The 25,227-nt window shown below is 43.0% G+C and carries 16 protein-coding genes; 15 read left to right on the forward strand and 1 reads right to left on the reverse strand.

Annotation, left to right across the window (positions count from 1 at the left end; genetic code table 11):
• Positions 1-113 precede the first annotated feature (113 nt).
• The 11 genes from QM738_RS08350 (at position 114) to QM738_RS08400 (ending at position 20,766) form a co-directional block, all read left to right on the forward strand.
• On the forward strand, positions 114-4,532 hold the full coding sequence (locus tag QM738_RS08350; RefSeq protein WP_462276232.1) for a hybrid sensor histidine kinase/response regulator transcription factor: 4,419 nt from the start codon (positions 114-116) through the stop codon (positions 4,530-4,532).
• A 325-nt stretch (positions 4,533-4,857) separates the two neighbouring features.
• Positions 4,858-8,031, forward strand: a complete 3,174-nt coding sequence (locus QM738_RS08355) for a SusC/RagA family TonB-linked outer membrane protein (RefSeq protein ID WP_462276233.1) — start codon at positions 4,858-4,860, stop codon at positions 8,029-8,031.
• A gap of 22 nt (positions 8,032-8,053) precedes the next feature.
• Positions 8,054-10,096, forward strand: coding sequence for a RagB/SusD family nutrient uptake outer membrane protein (locus QM738_RS08360; protein WP_462276234.1), 2,043 nt, complete (start codon positions 8,054-8,056; stop codon positions 10,094-10,096).
• Between the two features lie 168 nt (positions 10,097-10,264).
• Complete coding sequence (gene pheS, locus QM738_RS08365) at positions 10,265-11,287, forward strand: phenylalanine--tRNA ligase subunit alpha (protein WP_462276235.1); 1,023 nt, start codon at positions 10,265-10,267, stop codon at positions 11,285-11,287.
• 28 nt (positions 11,288-11,315) lie between these two features.
• On the forward strand, positions 11,316-13,049 hold the full coding sequence (locus QM738_RS08370) for a hypothetical protein (RefSeq protein WP_462276236.1): 1,734 nt from the start codon (positions 11,316-11,318) through the stop codon (positions 13,047-13,049).
• Positions 13,050-13,269: 220 nt separating this feature from the next.
• Complete coding sequence (locus tag QM738_RS08375) at positions 13,270-13,764, forward strand: hypothetical protein (RefSeq protein ID WP_462276237.1); 495 nt, start codon at positions 13,270-13,272, stop codon at positions 13,762-13,764.
• Between the two features lie 97 nt (positions 13,765-13,861).
• Positions 13,862-14,710: a 3-hydroxyacyl-CoA dehydrogenase family protein gene (locus tag QM738_RS08380; RefSeq protein WP_462276238.1), complete on the forward strand. Its 849-nt coding sequence runs from the start codon at positions 13,862-13,864 to the stop codon at positions 14,708-14,710.
• 51 nt (positions 14,711-14,761) lie between these two features.
• Complete coding sequence (locus QM738_RS08385; RefSeq protein WP_462276239.1) at positions 14,762-15,736, forward strand: NAD-dependent epimerase/dehydratase family protein; 975 nt, start codon at positions 14,762-14,764, stop codon at positions 15,734-15,736.
• 65 nt (positions 15,737-15,801) lie between these two features.
• Positions 15,802-16,899: a carboxypeptidase-like regulatory domain-containing protein gene (locus QM738_RS08390; protein ID WP_462276240.1), complete on the forward strand. Its 1,098-nt coding sequence runs from the start codon at positions 15,802-15,804 to the stop codon at positions 16,897-16,899.
• Between the two features lie 292 nt (positions 16,900-17,191).
• Complete coding sequence (locus QM738_RS08395; RefSeq protein ID WP_462276241.1) at positions 17,192-20,014, forward strand: sensor histidine kinase; 2,823 nt, start codon at positions 17,192-17,194, stop codon at positions 20,012-20,014.
• A 2-nt stretch (positions 20,015-20,016) separates the two neighbouring features.
• On the forward strand, positions 20,017-20,766 hold the full coding sequence (locus tag QM738_RS08400; protein ID WP_462276242.1) for a LytR/AlgR family response regulator transcription factor: 750 nt from the start codon (positions 20,017-20,019) through the stop codon (positions 20,764-20,766).
• Here the strand turns inward: QM738_RS08400 and QM738_RS08405 are convergent.
• Entirely contained in the window at positions 20,759-21,715 is a 957-nt protein-coding gene (locus QM738_RS08405) for a UDP-3-O-(3-hydroxymyristoyl)glucosamine N-acyltransferase (protein ID WP_462276243.1), read from the reverse strand. The two genes, QM738_RS08400 and QM738_RS08405, sit on opposite strands and share 8 nt — an antisense overlap.
• Before the next feature lie 548 nt (positions 21,716-22,263).
• Between QM738_RS08405 and QM738_RS08410 the strand changes: the two genes are divergently transcribed.
• From QM738_RS08410 to porG, 4 genes are all read left to right on the forward strand, one after another.
• Positions 22,264-22,725, forward strand: a complete 462-nt coding sequence (locus tag QM738_RS08410; RefSeq protein WP_462276244.1) for a GNAT family N-acetyltransferase — start codon at positions 22,264-22,266, stop codon at positions 22,723-22,725.
• A gap of 51 nt (positions 22,726-22,776) precedes the next feature.
• The gene (locus QM738_RS08415; protein WP_462276245.1) at positions 22,777-23,652 is read left to right on the forward strand and encodes a YicC/YloC family endoribonuclease; all 876 of its coding nucleotides are present in this window, start codon (positions 22,777-22,779) and stop codon (positions 23,650-23,652) included.
• 57 nt (positions 23,653-23,709) lie between these two features.
• The gene (locus QM738_RS08420; protein WP_462276246.1) at positions 23,710-24,183 is read left to right on the forward strand and encodes a gliding motility lipoprotein GldH; all 474 of its coding nucleotides are present in this window, start codon (positions 23,710-23,712) and stop codon (positions 24,181-24,183) included.
• Between the two features lie 79 nt (positions 24,184-24,262).
• Complete coding sequence (porG, locus tag QM738_RS08425; protein WP_462276247.1) at positions 24,263-25,117, forward strand: type IX secretion system protein PorG; 855 nt, start codon at positions 24,263-24,265, stop codon at positions 25,115-25,117.
• Positions 25,118-25,227 lie beyond the last annotated feature (110 nt).

The following is a 25,227-nucleotide window of genomic DNA, read 5'->3' on the forward strand; positions in this document are numbered from 1 at the left end:
CCCCTCAACAAAATAATCCATCATTGCAACTTAATCTGCCATTTGCCGGGGCGGGGTATTAGAGTAATTTAAAGTTGGCATTTTGCTTTACTTACAACGATCACCTGCTGCTAATGAACACTGCTTTAAAACGGTTGTATCTCCTGCTTATAATTATTGCTGTACCGGCAGTATATACTTTGGCACAGCCTCCTAAATGCAAGGTGGAGTATTTCAGTACCGAACAGGGGCTTTCGCATGGCACCATCAGCGAAATTTTGAAAGACAGGGAAGGGTTCATGTGGTTTGGTACCTGGGATGGCATCAACCGCTTTGATGGCCGCAATTTTGCCTCCTTTAAATCCAGCACCGGCGAAATGGCCCAACGCGGCGATTACCGTATTGCACAACTGGTGGAAGATCAACTGGGTTATTTATGGATCCGGACCCGGTACGATCATGTGTACCGCTTTGATAAAAAAACAAAGCAGTTCTTACCTATCTCTGCTGTAATAGAGCCCGAAGCAAAAAAGCATGTTGATTTTGACAGTATTATTTCGGTGCGGAATGGTATGGTATGGCTGCAGTCGAGGGTGCACGGCATTTATTGTTTGCAGCAAAATAAAGTGGATAAGGATCATGTGATGCGGTTTGGCAATGATCATGAAGAAAAATCGTATGAATCAGCTAACTATTTATATGTTTTTCATGAAGACCAGCAACACCGGGTATGGATGTCGACCGCCAATGGGGTGATATGCCTGGCGCCTGCTGCTTCGGGTACTTACAAGCCGGTAAATATCATTCCCAATAATATACTCAATAAAAAACTCACCGGCGCTGCGGAGGATGAATCAACTATTTATTTCAGCAGCGAAGATGGCTATATCATCAGTTTCAATAAAAGATTGCTGGCCTTCAGCATTCAAAAAATTACCGAAGGCAGGATCAATGTGATACTGCGTTCGCACCGGGATAATACTTTGTATGCTACCACCGCTACCGGCAAGGTCATCAGCTTACATTTAGCGGATGGTAAAATTTCGGTTGCGCAGTACCGTAAGGAAAACCTCGGGTCGTTGTACGAAGACAGAACAGGCGCCTTGTGGATTGAACCCGGCGATTCGGGGGTGGTGCGCTTTGATCCTGCGGCAGCAACTTTTTCTTTTTTTTCGAGGAAGATCAAAGACCCGAAAAATATACTGGGCAACCGCTTCAAGGTGTTTGAAGATATGAACGGCATGGTATGGGTGAATATGAAGAGCGGTGGCTTTGGCTATTACGATATTGCAACGGCTACCATAAAATATACACTGGATGCGGTGAATATGCCAGCTTTTGAATTGCCGCAAGCTGATTACCACAGTTATTATGATAGTACCGGCGTATTATGGCTGCGTATACATGGTGGCATACTGGTACGCATCATTTTCCAGGAAGAGAATTTTAAGCAACAACTATTGGTGGAAAAAGGCGCCGACCTGGTGGACAATGAAGTGCGGGGTATTTTATGCGATAATAAAAACCGTTTATGGCTGGCCTCTAAAAGCAGTAAGCTGTACCTGCGGCAGAACGACCAATGGGTAAAAGGTTTTTTTGTGAACGAACCTAAAGAGGGATTGGGCAATGTATACGTGATATACCAGGATAGCCGCGATAATATCTGGCTGGGTACTAAGGGCAATGGATTATTTCGTGCAACCCCGATAGATAGTAAGGCTACCCGCTACCGGCTGCAGCATTTTACTGTAGATGAAAAGAATACCACCAGCCTTACCAGTAATAATATCTATGCCATTATAGAAGATAAGCAACGCAGGGTATGGATCGGTACGTTTGCCACCGGTATGATGCTGGCGGAAGAAAAAAGTGATTCGGTGCAATTTATACATGATGGTGCTGCATTTAAAAATTATCCCAAAGATGGATTTTACCGGGTGCGGCATATGGCGCTGGACCAGGCGGGCAATATCTGGGTGGCGGCCACCGACGGGCTGATGGTGATTGATGCCAACGACAATCATTCTACTGTGTATACTTATAAAACCTATAACCGGGTGGCCGATAAAATTACGGGTATGGGTAGCAGTGATATTCAGTTTGTATATGCCGACTGGAAGGGCCGTATGTGGATCGCCACTTCGGGTGCAGGGCTGGCGCTGGCTTCGGGCGACCCTTTTCAGCAACTGAGTTTTCGTATCTACAATAAAAAGGACGGGCTGCCCAATGATTATGTGCTGAGCTGTGCAGGTGATAAGCAGGGTAATATCTGGATCGCTACAGAAAATATTTTGTCCAGGTTCAATCCCGAAAAACAGATCTTCCGCAATTACGATTCGTACGATGGCCTGCCCAGGACCAGTTTTTCGGAAGCGGCTGCCTGCAGCGAACTGGCCAATGGCAACCTGGTGTTTGGTACTTCGGGTGGTTACATCAGCTTTGATCCCGAGCATGTAAGTATGAAACCGGTGGCAGCCAATATTGTGTTTACCAACCTGCAGATCAATAATGAAGATAACTGGCCGGGCAATAAACATGACTGGGCCACCACTGATATCAATTACACGCAAAAACTCAAGCTGGCGTATAATGAAAATATCATCGGCATTGACTATGCTATACTCGACCCCCGTGCCGGTAACCGCCAGGCTTTTGCCTACCGCTTAATTGGTTTTGATACCACCTGGCATACCGACAGGGAAATAAAAGGCGTTTCTTATACCAACCTGCCACCCGGCGATTATGTGCTGGAAGTACAAAGCCTGTATACCGACCTTTACAGCAACAGGCCTTATAAAAGACTGGAGATAACCATTCTGCCACCGCCCTGGAAAACCTGGTGGGCCTATACCTGCTATGCTATTGTGTTGGTATTGGTGCTGGCCGTTATCAGGCATTATGCATTAAAGATGGTGCGGCTTAAGCATAAAATTATTGTGGAGCAAAAAGTGGCCGATCTTAAACTGAGTTTTTTTACCGGGGTTTCGCACGAATTAAGAACACCGCTTACGCTTATCGTTAACCCGCTGGAAGCCATTGCAAGAAAGGAAAAACTTTCTGCCGAAGGCGCCGCCTACGTGGATGTAGCCAGGAAAAATGCCGACAGGATGATCCGCTTTATTAACCAGCTGCTGGACCTGCGTAAGATTCAAAGCGAAAAAGCCACGCTTACTTTATCAAGAGTGGAGGTAGTAAGTTTTGTGTGCAAGATCAGGGATCATTTTGCTGAAGCGATCAAGAGCAAACGCATCACACTAGAGATCGTTCCGGCGCAAAAAGAAATATTTGCCGTGGTGGATGTAGAAAAGTTTGATGTGATCATTTATAATCTACTCAGCAATGCCATTAAGTTTACACCCGAAGGCAAACTGATCAGGGTATTGATACAGTCATCCGTACACGATAATGATTTTACCATTGCTGTACACGATCATGGGCCGGGCGTGCCCGCCGGCAGGCTGAGCAATATCTTTGAATTATTCCAGGAAGGGGATCATGGCAACGATCATGCTATGAAGAGCATCGGCATTGGGCTGGCACTGTGTAAGGAATTTGTGAGCCTGCACAAAGGCACTATCAGTGCAGCCAACAGCGCAGCGGGTGGATTGATCATGACCGTGCGAATGAAAAAAGAGCAGGAGCTGTATAATGACATGGCTATTCCATTTGCTGATACTACCAGCGTGGACGAGTTGCAACCCGGTATACCGGTGAGCGAGGCGTTGGAGGAACCGGTTGCGCCTGCCACTCATTCTGCATTGCATTCAGAAAAAGCATTGTTGTTACTGGTGGAAGATAATACCGATCTCAGCCAGTTTTTAAGCAAACAGCTGAGTGAGTTTTACCGGGTGGAAGTGGCGGCGGATGGCAAAGAAGGCTGGGAAAAAACGCAGCACTTATTACCCGACCTGATACTGAGCGATATCATGATGCCGGTAATGGATGGTATACAGTTACTGGATAAGGTAAAGAATGATATCAATACCAGTCATATTCCCGTGGTGCTGCTTTCGGCAAAATACTCCATCGAAAGCCAGATAGAGGGTTTGAAGTATGGTGCCGATTATTATATCACCAAACCTTTCAACAACGAATTCCTGGTGGCTTCGGTGGATAATATCCTGCGCCAGCGGCGGAAGCTGTTTGAATTGCTACTGCAGCGCAAACGGCCTGCACCTTTAGCGCCGGAACCTGTTATGATCACTTCCAAGGATGAGACTTTTATTAAAAATGTGATCGTGGCAGTGGAAGATAAAATGACCGACCCTTACTTCAGGATAGAAACAGTGGCCGAAGCCATGGCCATGAGCCAAAAGACCTTTTACAGGAAATTTAAAAGTCTTACCGGTTTAACCCCGGCGGATCTTGTAAGGGATATCCGTTTACAAAAAGCCAAAGAGTACCTGGATGTGCCGGGCAATAATGTGTCGGATGTGGCTTATATGGTGGGCTTTGCCAGTCCTAAATATTTCAGCACCTGTTTTAAAGAAAAATACCAGGTCTCACCTTCGGAGTATATTAAGTCCCGGCAGGTTCAAACATTAAGAAGTTAAGGGAATTAAGTTTTTCGTTCCCTGGTTGGTCTCCCGACCAATCACGAAGTAAACCATTAAGAAACTAAGGGCATTAAGCCTTAACTCTCTTAACTTCTTAATGGTTAACACAAAAAAGGCTGTTTTTGTCCAATCTTTAAACCTATTTGTCCGAAAAGTGAACTTTTTTAGGGCGGTTTACCGATAGGTTTGTACTGTTATTTTCCGATGCGTAACTGCTGCGTTGTAACCAGGTAATACCAAACAGGACTGCTAATTTTCCCTGCCCATGTACCGGGTTTTGCTGCTAACCGGCGTTCCGCATGTTCACATTTAAATCAGCTATATGAAAAAAAAGCTCCAACTGTTTCTTTGCTGCTGCTTAGCATTGCTCACCGCTTTTGGCCAAACAGGGCCGGTTACGGGCAGTATCAAAAATGCTTCCGGCGAGCCATTGGCCGGCGCCACCGTGCAGGAAAAAGGTACCAGCAATTCTGTGGTTACCGATGCACAGGGTAATTTTTCCATTAAAGTATCTACCAAAAATCCCGTACTGCAGGTATCTTTTGTAGGGTACGAAAACCAGGAATTGAAATTGTCCGGCAAAACCAGTGCGATGTTTGTACTGCGCACTGCGGCCAGTGTAAACCTGAACGATGTGGTGGTAATTGGTTATGGTACCACTAAACGAAGGGATCTTACAGGATCTATTGTGTCGGTGAAACCGGCAGAGATCACGGCAAGGCCGGGCCCCAATGCCATGGAATCCTTACAGGGACGGGTAGCCGGCCTGGATATTACCCGTACATCCGGCCAGCCGGGTACCGGGGTAAATATACAGTTGCGTGGTACCAGGTCGTTTACTGCCAGCGGTACACCTTTATTTATCATCAATGGTTTGCCCGGCGATTATGCCACGCTGAACCCCTACGATATTGAATCGATCGAAGTATTGAAAGATGCGTCTTCCACCGCGGTGTATGGTTCTGCAGGTTCCAACGGTGTTATCATCATCACCACCAAATCTGCAAAAGCCGGAAAGATGTCCATTGATTTTAATGCTTACTATGGTCATAATGGTTCGGGAATAACACCTAAAATGCGGTCCTACGATTCGTACCTGCAGGCAAAGCGGGATGCCTATAAATATGTATACGATGCCACCAATAATAAATGGACCACTACCGGTGCTTTATGGCAATCGCCGGCAGATGATTCGGTGATATTTGGTACGGCAAGATGGAACTTGTATAAACAGGGCCAGTTTGTAGACTGGGCCGGCACTATATTGCGGGATGATGCGGCCACGCAAAACTACAGCCTGGGTATTTCGGGCGGTAGTGAAAAAACCAAGGGATACATTTCTTTTAATTATACAGATGAAGTAGGCCAGTACAGCGGCGACCGGTATAAACTGTATGCTACCACCATGCGTATCGATCATAGCCCGAGGAAATGGCTCACCATCGGCAGCAGCCTGCAGGGATCGTATGTAGACAGGAACAAGGCGCAGGATAAACTGGAGAATATGCTCACCACCGATCCACTGATACAACCTTATAAAGCAGATGGTACATTGCAGACCGACCTGGGTAATAATGTATATAACCTGTTGCTCGATTACCAGCCCGGTGTGTATGGAAATGTAGATAATAATCTCAAGCTTTTTTTCAATCCTTATGTAGAGTTCAAACCCATTAAAGGATTAAGCATCTTATCCCGTGTAGGCGTGCAAATGAGTTTTTCAAATAGCTACCGCTTTGATGGAATAGGTTCGGTAAGTTATACCTATGCCAATGCTAATGTGGCCAAGGCGCAGGTCAATCAAAACCGTGCCTGGGGTTACCAATGGGAAAACATCCTTAACTACAATTATAAGCTGAAGGAACATGAATTTGGATTTACCGGTGTAAGTTCCTGGTTCTATACGCAGAACAATAATACCACTATGAACCAGAGTAATATTGTATCCAATAATTTTAAATGGTACAAATTTACCGGTGATGCCAACACGCTTTCTTCTTCCTCTTATACCATGGCCAAAACCTTTGGCTTTTTGGCAAGGCTGAATTATTCTTATAAGGGTAAATACCTTTTATCCGGTTCGGTACGCAGGGATGGTTCTTCGGTATTGTACGAGAAGAACCGCTGGGATAATTTTCCAGCTGCTTCTGCGGGCTGGAGAATTTCTGAAGAGAATTTTATGGCAGGCACCAAGAACTGGCTCAGCAGCCTGAAACTCCGTGCCGGCTGGGGTATCACGGGTTCGGCCAAGATAGATCCTTACAGTTCTGTTGCTGTGGTGGAAAGTTCCAACATGTCGCTGGGTGGGGTAACACAGGCTATCTTCCGCAATTCGCAATACATTACCAATCCTGAGCTGGGTTGGGAAAAATCGCACAATACCAATATTGGTTTGGAAGCGTCGCTTTTTAAAAACCGTATCGACTTAACGGCTGAATATTATATCACCAAGACAACGGGTGTTATTTACAGCGTTACTTCTCCTGTAATATATGGAACGTACCGCCCCGGTTCGCCTTACCAAACCTTTTTGAATATTGCTGAAACCAAGAACAAAGGGTTTGAACTTACCTTGAATACAAGGAATATCGTACGCAGGGATTTTGAGTGGAGTACCAATATTGCTTATTCCACCAACAGCGAAAAGATTTTGGCTTTAATTGGCGGCCAGGCAAATAATATAGCCAACGGCAACTATACGCTTACGTTAGGTGAGGCCGTGAACTCCTACCGCAATTATAAACTGGATGGTGTATGGCAAATTGGTGAAGAACAGGATGCACTGGTATTCAACAAACGCCCCGGCGATCTGAAAGTGAATGTGCCCGGTATGACCCGCCTGCAACAGGGTGTATATGTAAGAACGGCTGCAGATGGAACGCCTACCTATTATTATAATGCATTGGCAGATGTGATCAAATATGCACCGGGGCTTACTGCTGCCAGTTCGAAATATACCTATAATGCCACTACGGATTACCAGATATTGGGGCACAATACACCCAACTGGACTTTGGGTTTCCAGAACAGGTTCCGGTATAAAGATTTTGACCTGACCATTTATGCTTTCTTCCGTTGGGGACAGATGATCAGTTATAATATGATGGGCTGGTACCAGCCAAGCGCTTTTGCTACCAATGCAAGCCCTTCCAGGACCTTCCCCACCTATTTTAATTACTGGACTCCGGAAAATCCATCCAACGATTTCCCGGTAATGAATTACCAGCTGGGGCCTTCCAACTTCCCGGGTTTTACAGGGCTTAACTATGTAGATGGTTCTTTCTTTAAGATCAAAAACATCAGCCTTGGCTATACGCTGCCAGAAAGGCTGGTGAAAAAAGCGGCCATTCAACGGTTTCGCATATACGCTACTGTTACCAACCCGCTTATTGTGGCCAAAAGCCACCTGATAAAAGATTATGATCCTGAAATGAATGGCGAGCTGGGTTACCCGTTGACCAAACAGATCGTGGCAGGAGTGAACCTCACCTTTTAATTAAAGTTTTAAAAACAGCATCATGAAAAAGTCATTATATATATACAGCCTGGTTCTTTTCGGTATCCTGTACGGATCGTGCAGCTTAAAAGAATTCAACCCTACTTCTCTTTCGGAAGAAGGGGCGCTTTCCACCTTCGACGGATGGAAAGCCTATCAATCCAATTGCTATACCGGTGTATGGGGTTCTTTGATCGGTTTGCAGTATGGTATCATTTCCGAAGTGGGCACCGATCTGTGGACCTTCTCTTACAATAATCACAATCAATACAAGGATGTGATGGCATACGAAGAATTCACCACCAGCTCGGGCCTGGTAAATAATGTGTGGACCTTTGCCTGGGGCTCTATCAGGGATTGTAATAAGACCATTTCTCTTTCCACCAAACTTACCAATGGCAATGCTGCAGATATTAAAACACTGGTAGCAGAAGCAAAGTTCCTGAGAGCTTATTACTACTCGGTAATTGTTGCGCAATGGGGCAGTGTGCCTTTGCTGGTGGGGGATGATCCTATCAGCCTTACACCCAAGCGGGACAGTGTATCCGTTGTGTATGCACAGATCGTAAGCGACCTGCGGGCTGCTTTTAATGACCTGCCTGTAACACCTTACGAAGGCAACCTGCAGCGGGCCACTAAAAAAGCCGCCTTTGGTTTGCTGGCCCGTGTGTATGCACAGGGCGCAGGCGAAGGTTTAAGTGAAGGAGGAAAATCTTATTGGTTAAGGGCAAAAGAAGTAGCGGATAGTTTAATTAACCAAAGAGCCATTTATGGCGCCGCTTTGTATGATGATTTTGCAAAAGTATTTGCATCTGCCAACAACAGAACCAACAGCGAAGTATTGTTTACTGCATACGGGCTGAATCCTTACAATGCATCTTATGATGTATTTACCGGTAACAGCAAGCCCAATATTTACCTGCATTACTATCCCAAACTGGATGATGCGTTTGGTACGGCTGACATTTTTAAAAGAGGCGTGAATGCCAATACATCCAATGCGTATTATGGCCGTCTTAACCAGCAGTTCATTGCACCCACCAAGTACCTGATCAACTGCTTTAATGCAAAATATGATAAGCGTTGGGAAAACACTTTTACAACTGCCTTTACCAATTATTCCGGTGTGCAGGCTATTGCAAGCCTGGGCAGTGGTGTACCGGCGCCTGCCAATGTTACTTATGCAGCAGCACAGGTTACACTTACTACGGCCATGTGTACCAAGTATGGCATCAATCCAGCTTTTGCGGGCCAGAAGATATATCCATATGCTGATGTGAATGCCAAGAATGCCAGCCCCAATGCTACCTGGCAGTACATACCGATGATTTGGAACAAGGGAGACTATACCGGCAATACTGCTACAGCATTGAGCACACTTGCCAATGCAAATATTCATCCCTATCCCTTAGCCGTAGACGAAGACAGATTCTTTTGTTACCTGAGTAAAGACCCGCTTACTACAGCTGACAAACAATTAAGGAAATATGTTACGGTAAATATTGATGACCTGTTCGATCCTTCCGATCCTACAGGCAGCACGTATAAAGCAGTTACCACCACCAACGGGTTAACACCCAACAGCCTTGCCAACCTCTTTCCTGCCATGAACAAATTCAACCACAATTTCGATGGCAGCTGGCTGGGCGGTAACTTTCAGCAAAAGCTGGGCAATATTATGGTAATGCGTATGGCGGAAGTGTACCTGCTGGCTGCAGAAGCCACCTTGAAATCGGGCGGCAGCGGGGCAGATGCTGCAGTGTATTTGAACGAATTGCGCAAACGGGCCTGCCGCAACGCTGCCGACTTTAATACTGCTACCGGTATGCAGCTTACCACTGCCAGCATGAATGATGTGTTTGATGAGTATGCCCGTGAATTGTGCGGCGAATACAACCGCTGGGCAATTTTAAAACGTGAAAAAGCATTTGAGAGCCGCCTGCAAACTTACAACAGAACAGCCTTTGTAAATTTTGTACCGGCCAAGCATTATAACCGTCCTATTCCATTTGCGTTCCTTAACCAGATCAATAATGCCAGTGAATTCGGAACCAATGGATATTAACCTGTAAGCAGTTTTTATCATATAGCAGAACAAGAAGAAGGCCATGGAAACGTGGTCTTTTTCGTTTTTATGAAGGGATAAAGTTTTGAAAAGTAAAAGATTAGCCAAAAGCGTTGTACCTATTGCCAGGTACCGGCTTCAAAGACCTAAACTTTGTATATTTGCCGCATGGAACAGTTGGTACAGCAAATAACAGCACTGAAAGAAGAAATTACAGCCTGGAATGGCGGCGATGCAGAAACCTTCCGTATCAAATACCTGGGCACCAAGGGCCTTGTTAAAACTATTATGGGCGAAATGAAGAACGTGGCTCCCGAAAACAAAAAAGAAGCCGGCCAACTGCTCAATGATTTCAAAATATTTACAGAAGCTAAGTTTGAAGAGCTGAAAGCTGCTACTCACGACTCACCACTCACGACTCACGATGCAATCGACCTTACGCTTCCCGGCGATGCCCTGCCCCTCGGCAGCCGTCATCCCATCAGTTTGGTAAAGAACCGCATCATTTCCATATTCCAACGCCTGGGCTTTGCCGTGGCCGAAGGACCGGAGATAGAAGATGATTTTCATAATTTCTCTGCACTGAACCTGCCCGAAAATCACCCGGCAAGGGACATGCAGGATACATTTTATATTTCGCAAAATCCCGACTGGTTATTGCGAACACATACTTCCAGCGTGCAGGTACGGGAAATGGAAAAAGGCAAACTGCCCATCCGTATCATTTGCCCGGGAAGGGTGTACCGGAATGAGACCATCAGTGCAAGGGCGCATTGCTTCTTTCACCAGGTGGAGGGATTGTATATTGCCGAAAATGTTTCGTTTGCCGACCTTAAACAAACTTTATACTTTTTTGTACAGGAAATGTTCGGTGCCACTGTGAAGGTACGCTTCCGACCCAGCTATTTTCCTTTTACCGAGCCCAGCGCCGAAATGGATATCAGTTGCCTGATATGTGGCGGCAGTGGCTGCAATGTGTGTAAACATACCGGCTGGGTAGAGATACTGGGCTGTGGTATGGTACACCCCAATGTGCTGGACAATTGCGGTATTGACAGCAACAAATACACCGGCTTTGCTTTTGGTATGGGTATAGAAAGGATCACCATGTTGAAATACCAGATAAAGGACCTGCGTTTGTTCAGTGAGAATGACCAACGGTTCCTGAAGCAGTTCACCAGCGCTGTATAAATACTCCATTAAACTAAAACCATCAATAATGAAAACTCTTCTTGCTGCAGCATTGCTCATCATGCTGTCCCCGCTAATCTATGCACAAAAAGCCAATATCACCTGGGGAGATGAATATAAACTTAAAAAAGGCAGTACCGACCTGGAAGTGATCTTTACCGATAATACCGGTGTATATGTAAAGGAATCGCATTTTGCGCTGAAGAGTTATTTTGTGATCGGCGCCACCACCCGTGAATCGGCCACGCTGACCAAGCTGGATAAGGACCTGAAGGAACAATACAGCAACAATTTCAACAAAGAATTAAAAGGGAAAGAGTACGAAAGTTTTTTCTTTTTAAAAGGCAAACTTTTTTTACTGGCCACAGATTATAGTAAAAAAGAAAAAACACTTACGCTGTTTGGTGCAGAGATAGACAAGGCTTCGGGTGAACTGGCAGGTGAATGGGCAGAGATCACCAGCTGGCAAAAAGATGATAAGAAAGACGACATTAATTTTAAAGCAGCTTATAATGCCGACAGTTCGCGGATGGTGCTGGTAAGCACTATAGAAGGCAGCGATAAGAATAATTACGAGATAAGACAGTTCAACGATAAGCTGCAGCCGGTGGATAAACCCATTGCTATTACCAATGAATTTGATCCCAAAACATTTCAACTGGAAGATGTGGTGTACACTACCAATGGCAACGTGGTAATGATCGGCAGGGAATACGAATACCAGGAGGGCAAAAAGAAAAAAGCAAAATACCTGGATTTTAAGAATTACAGCATCCGCATTTATGATGCAACAGGCAAACAGGTAAAAGAGATCAATACCACTATCAATGCCAAATGGCTGGTAAGCACTAAGGTAATGCAGTTGCCTTCGAAAGAACTGGTACTGGCGGCCTTTTACAGTGATGAAAAAAGAGGCAAGGAGATCAATGGTATGCTGGTACAAAGGATCAACCCGCAAACAGGCGATATACTTACCACCAGCCAGAAAGACCTGAACACTTCTATGATCAGTACTATTGAAGATGATAATGGTGATGATGACGATGATGATGAAAGCCGCAAGGAAAGAAAGGAAAGAGAAAAGCTGGAAAAGATACAGAATGAAGAAGACGGATTTTCGAGATACATGCGTTTCCGCAATTTTATTTATACCCCCGATAAAGGCCTGGTGATACTGGCAGAGAAATATAACAGTTACTCGTACACGACCACTACTTACCAGGCAGGTGGTGTTACCGGTGGCGGCAGGTGGACCAGCACTACATACCAGGTATACGAATGTGGCGATATTATGATGAGCAAGATAGATGGAGACGGCAATATCAAGTGGCTGAACGTATTGCCTAAACAGCAGCGGGAAGTGATACAAACCGGTTCCGGCAGCAGCCCGAGTGGCATCAGCTTTAGTTTTAATTATTTCCAGGGCGGCTTTAACTGGCCATTCTATGCTGGTTTTGGTGTATTACCTGCAGCAGGTTCACTCAATCTTATTTTTAACGACAATAAGAAAAATGACAACGTTTTGCAGCTGGGTCAAAAAGTAAAGAAGATCAGCGCTTATGGAAAATCCGATTGCTTTGCAGTGAACCTGAATACTATGACGGGTAAATACAGCCGCGCTGTATTGTTCAATAATAAGAGCGTGCCTACTGCAATGCCACGACTGAGTTCCGTATTAGGTAAAGACCTTTACATGATCGGCAAAGAAGACCGTATGCTGGGCAAAACTAAGATCGCGATCGCCCGAATGAGCATCCAGTAATTATTTTATTTTTATTTCATAGATAGTATACCACTTGTGCAAAACATAAGTGGTATATTTTTTATATGGGTAAAAATAACCTCACTTCGACATATCTCTTATTGTTTACCGGCATTAGTATGGTGTAAAACAGTGCGGTTGTTTTTTAAAATGATGGCTTTATTCCCTTTGGCATTATAATTGAAAATGTGCTGTATAATATCAACCAAAATCTGGCAGTATGAACAGCAAACTCCTCTTTAAAATCTGTATAATATTTTTTACAGGTGCTCTCTTGTATTCCTGCGCTGCATCAAAAGATGCGAAGGGCATCAAAAGAAATATCCATGGCAACTGGGTATTGCAAACCATCACCACCGAAGGTATTACCGGTGTGGCCAAAACAAAAATATTCAACGAAGCAGATTTTGGCTGCTTTATAGGCAGTGAATGGAATTTTATTGCCAATAACAGCATGGGCAGCTATACTATTGTGGATACTAAAAAAGAATGTCCTTATATAAAACGCCTCATCCGCTGGTCGGTTCATGAACCGAAAGAACTGCCGAAAGAATTTGAGTTTACAAGACTGGATGATAATAAGAACCCGATGGACGATAATGAGGCCTTCAGGTTGAAAATAGTACAGCTGGATGCGACCGCTATGAAGTTAAGATCGGAAATAACTTTTGACGGGCACCCTGCTGCCATCATTTACAATTTTGTAAAAAAATAACCTGGTTCCAACAGGCTGCTGTTCAACTAACACAGCCGTTTTATTTAAAGTAAGTGCAGATTGAATATCTTTACAGCGGTAAAATATTTCATTGCATATGATCACTACTATCGGCGTAATTGGTGCAGGAACAATGGGCAGCGGCATTGCACAGGTGGCTGCACAAGGCGGATTCGATACCTTATTGCTGGATATCAATGATGATATGCTGCAGAAAGCCAAGGCAGGTATCCAAAAGAACCTGCAATTTTTGCTGGACAAACAAAAGATCACAGCAGCAGAAAAAGAGATCATTTTCAACCGCATCCGTTTTATCAATGATATAAAGGATTGTATTGCAGAAGTTATAATAGAAGCCATTGTAGAAAAGCCGGAAGCGAAGATCGACCTGTTCAATAAACTGGCGCAAGTAAATAACAACACAACTATTTTTGCCAGCAATACCTCCTCACTTTCCATTTCGTCTATACAGTCGGGTATACCTTGCCCGGCAAGAGTAGTGGGCATGCACTTTTTTAACCCCGCCCCTTTAATGAAACTGGTGGAAGTGGTGCAGGGCGATCAAACATCCGATGAAGTAACACAAACCATTTATGCATTGTGCAAACAGCTGCATAAAACACCGGTGCTTTGTAAAGATGCGCCCGGCTTTATTGTGAACCGGGTGGCAAGACATTATTATTTAGAGGCCATGAAACTGGTGGAACAGGGGAATGCGAGTTTTGAAAATGTAGATGCGATAATGGAAGCAAGCGGTTTTAAGATGGGCCCTTTTAAACTGATGGACCTGATCGGTATGGATGTGAACCTGGCAGTTTCGCAAAGTGTGTACGAAGCTTTTAATAAAGAAGAACGCTTTAAACCATCCCCCCTGCAAATAGATAAAGTGGCGAAAAATGAACTGGGAAAAAAAACAGGCAAAGGATTTTATGATTATAAAAATTAAAACTTCAAAGCTTAATTACATTTTTCATTATCCATTATTCAATCATCCATTATGATATTGGTTACAGGCGGCGCCGGTTTATTGGGAAAGGAATTGATAACACAATTGCTTGCACAGGGAAAACGGGTAAGGGCGATCTATAATAAAACGCCTTTAGCAGCATTTAATTCCAATAACCTGCAGCAACAGCAATGCGATATACTGGATGTGATGGGACTGGAAGAAGCGATGCAGGGCATTGAGGAAGTATATCATTGTGCCGCCATTGTAACTTTTAATCCCAGGCGCAAGGCCGACATGTTTAAAATAAATGTGGAGGGTACGGCCAATATTGTGAATGCGGCGCTGGATGCCGGCATTAGAAAAATGGTATACGTAAGCAGTGTGGCCGCACTGGGCAGGATAAGAGAAGACGGGCCTATTAATGAAACGATGAACTGGACCGAAGAGACAAGCAACAGCAGTTACGGGCAAAGTAAATACATGGCCGAACTGGAAGTGTGGAGGGGCATTGGCGAAGGATTGAATGCAGTGATGGTAAACCCTGTGATCATACTCGGTGCTGGCGACTGGAATGCAGGCAGCTCGCAGATATTTAAAAATGTGTACAACGAATTTCCCTGGTACAGCAATGGCGTTACAGGATTTGTGGATGTAAGGGATGTGGCAAAAGCGATGATACAGTTAATGGAAAGTGATATCAGCGCACAGCGTTTTATACTCAGCGCTGCCGACAGGAGTTATAAAGATGTATTGACGCTGATGGCAAAAGCATTTCATAAAAAACCGCCACACAAAAGTGTAACTCCGTTTATTGCAAAGATAGTATGGCGGCTGGAAGCGTTGAAAAGCAGGTTCACGGGCAATGACCCGCTGGTGACAAAAGAAACGGCAAAAACAGCGCTGGCCACCGTGCATTTTGATAACAGCAAGTTAAAAAAATACCTGCCGGATTTTTCTTACCGTACTATTGAAGAAACCATTACAGAAACCTGCGCCGCTTTTTCCCGTAAACTTAACAGTTAACGGCACAAATTTGGCAATGGTTCCTGCCCGTTCGTATACATTTGTATCACTTATCTATATCAATAATGAAAAAACTTTTTTTTGTACTGGCCTCTATTACTTTAAGCAGTATTGCAATTGCACAAAACAATTTTTATTATGTATCAGGCAAAGTGGTGGATGCTGTAACCAAGGCGCCGCTGCAGGCAGCTTCGGTATTTGCACAAAATACCACGCAGGGTACTGCTACAGATGCAGAAGGTAATTTTAAAATAGCATTGATGAATGGTGGATATGACCTGGTGATAACTTTTACCGGTTACCAAACCGAAACAAGGCGTGTTACCACCGCTGATGCCAATGATAAGAATATTGTGATCGAATTAAAGCTGAAAGAAAAAGCCCTGGAAGATGTGGTGATCACATCCAGCAGCGAAGTAAAAGACGGATGGGAAAAATATGGCAGCTTTTTCCTGGAGAATTTTATTGGAGAAACAGCCAACAGCAAGCAGTGCAGTATTAAAAATAAAGAGGTGCTGAAATTCTTTTTTTCAAAAAAACGCAACCGCCTTAAAATAACCGCCACCGAACCTCTGCAGATCGTGAACAATGCTTTGGGATATAATATCAAATACACCATCGACTCTTTTACTTATAACTACAGTACCGAAACAACGTTGTATACCGGCTATCCTTTGTTTGAAGAACTGCATACAGATGATACTGCACAGCAGCGCCAGTGGCAAACCAACCGGCTGAATGCCTACAATGGTTCTATGCTGCATTTTATGCGCAGCCTTTTTAATAAGCGGTTGAAAGAAGAAGGATTTGAATTACAGTTCCTGGTAAAGAATAATGGCAAGGATGAAGCGGTGCCGCTGCCCAACCAGTATGGTGCGGTAAACTATACAAAAGAGGACAGCACGAATACGGTGGAGATACAACCCAATCAAAATAACGTGGTACTTATTTACAATAAAGAAAAACCGGAGCAGGCTTATATCGATGCCAACCCCGATGAACCTTCCAAATTCCAGTTGACCATTTTAAGCTTTACACCCGGCGAATCGGTGGTGATTGAAGAGAACGGCTATTATTACGACCAGGCAGACATCACCCGGAACCAGTATTTATCCTGGAAAAAGATGGCCGACATGCTGCCGTACGATTACAAAAAGCCCTGATTTGACACGATTTTTGGCAAAATTGACACAGTTATCAAGTTCAACTAGGAAAATCGGGATAAAGGGTGCTTCTTTACCTTGCTTTTAAAGGAGAGGTAGGTTATCAATTACATTTTTCTTTACATGAAATTTTTTTGCTTGAACATCCGTACACTACAAACGGCCCTGATAATTTCATCAGGGTTTTTTTATTAAATTCACCACACAAGCTGCTGTTGATTTGAAAAAATACTTTTTAATTATATTTTTTAGTTGCCTTTATTGCTGTGTTGCGGCCCAGGATCTTAATTATGTGCATTATGATACAAAAGAAGGGTTGGCCGGTTCAACCGTTTACAGTTTGTGCCAGGACAGGGATGGGTTTATGTGGTTTGCTACAGATAATGGATTGAGCCGCTTTGACGGTACCCATTTTAAAAACTTTACGGTAAAAGATGGATTGCCGGATAATGAGGTGCTTATAGTAAATGCAGATAGTAAAGGAAGGGTTTGGATCGGTGCTTTCAGCAGGGAGATCTGTTATTATTTTAATGGCAAGTTCCATAATAAGGACAATGACAGCCTGGTTAAAAAACTATGGTCAGGTAGGAATATTGATGGTATAGTTGAAGATGATGACAACTTTATTGCTTTTAATTTTAGAAATGTAATAAAAATTGTCACACCGGATAATAGAGTACTGCTGTTCGATCCTAAAAAGATCGATAGTGCTGCCGAAGAGAATCTTACCGCTATATATACTGCCAACAAAAAAATAATGTGCTCCGCAGGAAACGGGCAATATCAATTTATGAGCAGCACACTTGGCTGGAAAAAAAAATTCGCACTTCCGCAAAAGGAAGGGGTTTACCAAAACACTTATGAACGTGGGATAATGGATTCTTATGCTGCCGGTTATGATAGTGTAAAGCAGATAACTATAAGAAAATATTTTCCCGGAAGATTTATCCACGCAGATGATAAAAATGGAGTCGTCGAGTTTGTAAACAGTACCAATGGATGCTGGTTGATCGATGATAGTACCCATGAAATTAAATCCCACTTTCTTCCCGGAAAAAAAATAAGCCATGCCAGGAGAGACAGCGAGAAAAATATCTGGTTTGCCAGCCTGGGCGAAGGGGTATTTAAATTGCCTTCAGAAATTGTAAAGACGGTTTCTTTTGCGGCGCAAACAAAAAGTAATTCCAATGAAGTATTTTCTATTACAGGCTACCGCAAGGGCATTATTGCCGGAGGCGATTATGGAAAGGCATTGGTTATTGATGATACTGACTTTAAAATGCACGAACTCGAATATCCCAAAGATCAATTAAAAAAAGACAAAGACGCACAAACCAACCGCTTATATTCCATGTGCAGTTTATCCGATTCGGCTGCACTACTGGGCTTCGATCTTTTTATGATGAAGCTGGATAATGACCTACCTTCGATAGTACCCATTTACACTATCAAATCCATTGAAAAGATTGATGATGATCATGCCATAGTGGGCACTTCTTTTTATGCATTTGTAGTACGGATAAAAGATATGCAGATCACTGATACGCTCTGGCGGGAGCGCTGTACAAAAGTATTTTATCAAAATAATAAGTATTATATCGGCACTTTGCACGGATTGTATGAGATCGGCGAAAACAAAAAGGTCAATTATTTGGGCGACCTGCATCATGCACTTACCAGGAGGATCACAGGCATCAAAAACAGCGGGGACAGTGTTTTATGGATCGGCACAAGCGATAATGGTATCGTTGCTTTTAAGGATGGCAAGGTGGTTGCTGTAATTACTGATAGCAGCGGGTTGAGTAGTAATATCTGCAAGACCCTTTTCATAAAAGGTAAAAATCTATGGATCGGTACTGATAAAGGGATCAATAAAATTGATATCACTGATAATACCTACGAGATCATTAAATACAGTACTTCGGATGGCTTGCCTTCCAATGTGATCAATGCGCTGTACGTAAAAGATAGTACTATCTGGATCGGCACTCCTGCAGGACTTACTTATTTTAAGGAAAACAGTCTCTCCAATTCTTCCATGTGCAATTTAAAAATGCTGGGTGTATATGTATCGGGCAGGCAACTGGCAATGGATTCAGTATATCAGTTATCCTACAAAGACAATAATATCAATTTTCAATATGCCGGCATATCACTCAGGTCGGGCGGGGAGATCACTTATTATTATAAACTTACCGGTCTTAATGATAACTGGCAAACCACCACACAGGATAATATTGATTATAAATCGCTGCCGCCAAACGATTATGTATTGGAATTGTATGCAGTAAATAAATACGGTGTCAAAAGCAAAACGATCACGATCCGTTTTGTAGTGGAAACACCTTTTTGGAAAACGGCCTGGTTTTATATCCTGTTGTCGGTTATTACCATCGGCGGCACTATTATGATATTCAACAGGCGCAATAAAATAACCCGGCAACGCCTGGAGGAAAAGAACCGCTTTCAAAAACAATTTGCACAGCTGGAACAACAGGCGCTGCAGACACAAATGAACCCGCATTTTATTTTCAACTGCCTTAATTCCATTCAACAGTATATTCTTATCAACGAAAAAGAAAAGGCCAACGAATACCTTACCGGCTTTGCTGCATTGATCCGGCAAACGCTTGATATCTCTGCGCAAAAGGCCATCTCTGTTTCGGAAGAAGCATCCTATCTTAAAAAATACCTGGATATGGAACGCATGCGCTTTGGTGATAGTTTTGAATATAATATTACCATCGACCCTGCTGTTAATGCAGATCAAACAGAACTGCCTGCATTATTACTGCAACCGTATGTAGAGAATTGTCTCAGGCATGGTATTCGTTATAAAAAAGAAGGCACCGGTAAAGTGGATATATTATTTTCTGTAAAAGGAACCTGCCTGTATTGCGCTATCAGGGATAATGGCATTGGCCGCGAAAAAGCAGCAGAGTATAAAAGCAAGCAGCATATCGAATACCAAAGTAAAGGTATGAGCCTTACCAGTAAAAGAATTGAATTACTGAACACCGTTAATGATAATAAGATCAATGTAGCCGTTACAGATATGCTGAATGATGATGGAAGTGCTGCCGGTACATTGGTGGAAATAAATATACCTATTTAATTATGCAGACAATCTCAGCCGTAATAATTGATGATGAAGCAGGTAATATTGTTACGCTTTCGGAACTGATAAAACAATATTGCCCCAATGTGATCATTAAAGGAACTGCGCCGGACCCGCTAAAAGGTTACGACCTGATAGAGGAAACCGAACCCGATCTTGTATTCCTGGATATTGAAATGCCTTATGGCAATGCATTCGACCTGCTGGATAAACTGGAACCCATTTCTTTTGAAGTGATATTTATTACCGCATTTAATAATTATGCGGTAAAAGCATTTAAATATGCAGCACTGGATTATATTTTAAAACCGGTGAATATCCATGAACTGAAAGAAGCCGTGGAACGTGCAGCAAAGCGGCTGGAAGAAAAAGACACCAACCTGCGCATCAACTCGCTGCTTACCAATCTTAAAACAGGGGAGGGCACCACCAAACGCATTGCATTGCCCACTGCAGATGGTTATCATTTTGAGAACGTGGATAATATCATGTACGTACAGGCTGAAGGCAGCTATACATTTTTTTACATCAAAGACAGGCCCAAATTACTGGTATCAAAAAACCTGAAAGAGTTTGAAGAGATATTACCACCTGCACTGTTCTGCCGTATCCATCATGCAACAATAGTTAACATCAACTTTGTGAAGAAGTATTTTAAAGGCCGCGGCGGTTATGTACAGATGCAGGATGATACTAGCTTTGAAATATCATCCCGCCGTAAAACAGATTTCTTTGAACGCTTTAAATAGCATTGTTTTTTTTCATCACCTTGTCCCATAGTTCCGGTATCCGCTTTATCCATACCAGATCTTTTTGTGCAGCGCCCGCTTCTTTTGCAGGAGCGCCCCAGTAAGTTTTATTACCTTCCAGGCTGCTGCCAACACCGGTACGTGCCAGCAATACGGCATTGGCTCCAATGGTAAGCGTTTTATTAATGATGACCCCACCCCATGCCACCACACCGTCTTCTATGGTACTGCAGCCGCCCACCACCACATTGCCTGCAAACAAACAGTTCTTACCAAGAACGGTATCGTGTCCTATATGTATCAGGTTATCAAATTTGGTACCTGCACCGATCCTGGTATCATGACTCACACCGCGGTCGATAGTGCAATTAGCACCGATCTCCACATTATCTTCTATAACGACCCTGCCGCAGCTGGGCATTTTTTTATACCAAAACTCCCTGTCTTTTTTTGTATTGTAATAAAATGCATCGCTGCCGATAACAGTGCCGCTTTGAATGATCACGTTATCGCCAATAACACAATGATCCAGGATACTTACATTCGGATGAATGATACAGTTTTTCCCGATAGTTACATGATTGCCGATGAATGCGGAAGGATAAATAAAAGTGCCCGCCCCTATAACTGCTGAATCACTCTGCATTTTTGATGCAGGTTCAAAAGGCCGGAAATGATTTACAATTTTACAGAACGCTTCAAAAGGATTGTCCACTACCAGCAATGCCTTACCATCGGGAACAGCAGTTTGTTTATTGATGATGATAAAACTTGCAGCGCTGTTAATGCATTTATCATAGTACTTGGGATGATCAACAAACACAAGATCTCCATGTTCTACTTTATGTATCTCGTTAATGCCGGTTGCATCAGCAGTAGTATTGCCGGAGAGTTCGGCACCAATAAATTCAGCTATCCATTTTAAAGAAACCGGTGAAGGGAATTGCATACCTGTAATTTTTTTACAAAGGTAATGCGCTTTGGTTTTATCCTGCTTGCAGTAAAAAAACTACAAAATGCGGCTTTACGGGCATTTTTATAAAAAATTTTTTTACCACAAAAAAGCGCCCAAAAAGCCCATAAATGCAGGCTGTAAAAAATGGATCGAAGCAATGATAGTATGTAAAAAAATAAAACAGGATTTTATAATTATAAAAATGCGATCCGCTGAAACTATAGTAAAATCAATACTTTCAAAGGATTTGATTTTTTATGGCAGCATAATTATTTATAACAGTAAAAATAAACAACAACATTTTTGATCATTAAAATGCATCATTTAATGCTGTCTATTATCCACAGCAACATTAAAAATGTTAATAAAATTTTTTGGAAATAATTTTACGTTAGCAAAAATTCTTTTTAATATTGTGCAGGGAATTTGGTTCCCGGTACTTACTAACCCATCTATATAACAAAGCCTGGCTGTCAAATGTCGGGCTTTATTATTTTTATCAACTCCTCTTTTTACTTTTACTGCAATTAATTTTTATGCAGATGAACGCAACACTTAAAGATGATTTTATCATCAGCACCGATCCATCCATGATAGATATTAATGCAGTGCACGATTATTTATGCAATGAAAGTTATTGGGCAAAAGATATTTCATTGCAGCTGGTGCAACGTGCTATTGCAGGATCATTTTGTTTTGCAGTATTTAAAAAAGAAGATAATGATCAACTCTGCCAGGTTGGATTTGCACGAGTGATCACTGATAAAGCCACTTTTGGTTACCTGGCCGATGTTTTTATTTTACCGGCATATCGTGGCAGGGGTTTAAGTAAATGGCTGATGGAGGAAATAACAACACACCCGGACCTGGCCACATTAAAAGGCTGGATGCTTTCCACCAGGGATGCACATGGATTGTACGAACAATTTGGTTTTAACAGGGTGCAAAGTTCGGAGCGGCTGATGCGCAGGAATACAACCGCTACCAATGCTGCCGTGCAATAACCCGGCATTTCAAATTTGAAATTGTTATCTTGCAAAAAATAAAAATATCACATGCTTAAATCAATGACAGGCTTTGGAAGGGCAGAGCAAACAGTGAATGATAAAACCTTTTTGGTTGAAATAAAAGCGCTGAACGGAAAACAACTGGAACTGCAGTTGAAACTTCCGGCATTGCTGAAGTCGTACGAGTTTGAAATAAGGAACACATTACAGGAGCACCTGGTGCGAGGCACCATCGATTGCTATATCACCATCAAACAAAATGGTACGGCCAAACCGGTTACTATTAATACAGATCTTATAAAAGCCTATTACCGGCAGATTGAAGAACTGGCCGGCGAACTGAACATCGATACCAATTCTGTATTGAGCGCCCTGCTGCGCCTGCCCGAAGTGGTAACGCCTGCAACCGATATACTGGATGAAAATGATTTTACCGAATTCAATAAAGTACTGAAAGCTGCTTTGAACGATCTTAACCAGCATCGTATTGAAGAAGGTGCCGGACTGGAAAAAGACCTGGTACAAAGAATAGATAATATAAGAGAACAGGAAGAAGCTATTTTAATACTGGAACCCAACCGTAAAAAAAGAATTGTGGAAGAGATCAACCAGCTGCTGGAAAAAAATGTGGGCAAGGAAAATATTGATAATAACCGGATGGAGCAGGAACTGATCTACTATATGGAAAAGATAGATATTCATGAAGAGCAGATACGCCTGCGCCAACACTGCGAATATTTTAAATCTATTTTGCAGGAGCCGGAAGAAGGCAAAGGAAAAAAGCTGTCCTTTATTTTACAGGAAATAGGCAGGGAAATAAATACCACGGGCAGTAAAGCTTATGATGCCGATATACAAAAATGCGTAGTAAAAATGAAAGACGAACTGGAAAAGGCAAAGGAACAGGTTTTGAATGCACTATAATATTATACCGGCCGCATAGTATGCTATGGGTAATAAAATATATTTTTGAACTGAATTATGAAATGGACGTTTAGTTTTTTAACCGGCTGCACATTAATGATAGTATTGTCATTGACCTCCTGTACACAGCTGGCTGTTTTTGAAAAAGATACCAGCATACCCCAGTACCAGTGGAAAAGCAGCTTTGAAGTAAAAGGCAGCTTTGATGTTACCGACAGTGCGGCCGCTTACGACAGCTACCTGGTGTTACGGCACACCGATGCTTATAAATACAATAATATATGGCTCGACCTGGCCATACAGCCGCCCGGCGATACCATGCACCATCAAAAAATTGATATGCCGCTGGGCACCGATGCCAACGGTTGGCTGGGAACCGGTATGAATGATATATGGGAACTGCGGCAGCTGCATTTTAAAGGCGCACACTTTAAAAAACCGGGGCGTTATAACTTTATTATCACCCAGATAATGCGGGACGACCCGCTGCCCGGTATCATGAGCGCCGGTTTCCGCCTGGAAAAGCAATAAACTGCTAAAATTAAAAAACATCCGCTTCCCAGCGGCCCTCCTGCTCGTTTTAACAAAACAATTCTTTATTTTGCATATTATGAAGAAACTAACAGTCCTTACCACCCTGTTCATTATTATATTGGCCAATAACACCCGTGCACAACGTTACGAATACGTGCAGCAGGGGGAATTTGGTATTACTGCAGGTGCCGCCCACTATTTTGGTGATATCAATACCAGGGCTGCGCTCAACAGGCCTAAACCTGCACTGGGACTGTATTTCAGGAAACAATTCGGTAATTATATAGGGCTGCGCCTGGGTGCACATTATGCACAGCTCGGCTACAGTGATGTATATAGTAAGAATGATTATCAAAAAACCAGGAACCTGAGCTTCAATACCAATATCTGGGAAGTGGCGCTGCAGGGCGATTTCAATTTCTTTAAATTTATACCCGGCGACCCGGATTATTTATTTACGCCTTACGTAACATTGGGTGTAGGTGCATTTACTTACGATCCTTATGCTTACTTAAATGGTAAAAAAGAATTTTTGCGTCCACTGGGTACCGAAGGCCAGACGATCGGGTACAAAGGCCGTAAGCAATACAGCACCATGGCCATCTGTATTCCATTAGGCGTTGGTATCAAGTATAATATCAACGAGCGCATGAACCTTTCTTTTGAAGTATCGCAACGCTTTACCACCACCGATTACCTGGATGATGTGAGCACAACTTATATCGGCGCTTCCAGGTTTCCCACCCTGCCCAATGGCGATCCGTCCACAGCAGCATTATTACAGGACCGCTCTTACGAATTAGACCCTAATAATGTATTGGGTGTGGAAGGAAGGCAACGTGGTTTCAGTAAACAAAGAGACCAGTATATCTTTGCTGAAATTGGTATTTCTTTTAATATCAGCAGTTATAAATGCCCTAGTGCCAATTAATTACGCAACTAAATATATTTAAAGCAGGGCCCCGGAATTTTCCGGGGCTTTTCTTTTGCCGTTCAATAATATTGAGTATATTTACATCTCCTCCAAATAAATAATTGATG

Origin of the sequence: Ferruginibacter sp., assembly GCF_049840995.1 — a bacterium.
Taxonomy (GTDB): Bacteria; Bacteroidota; Bacteroidia; order Chitinophagales; family Chitinophagaceae; genus Ferruginibacter.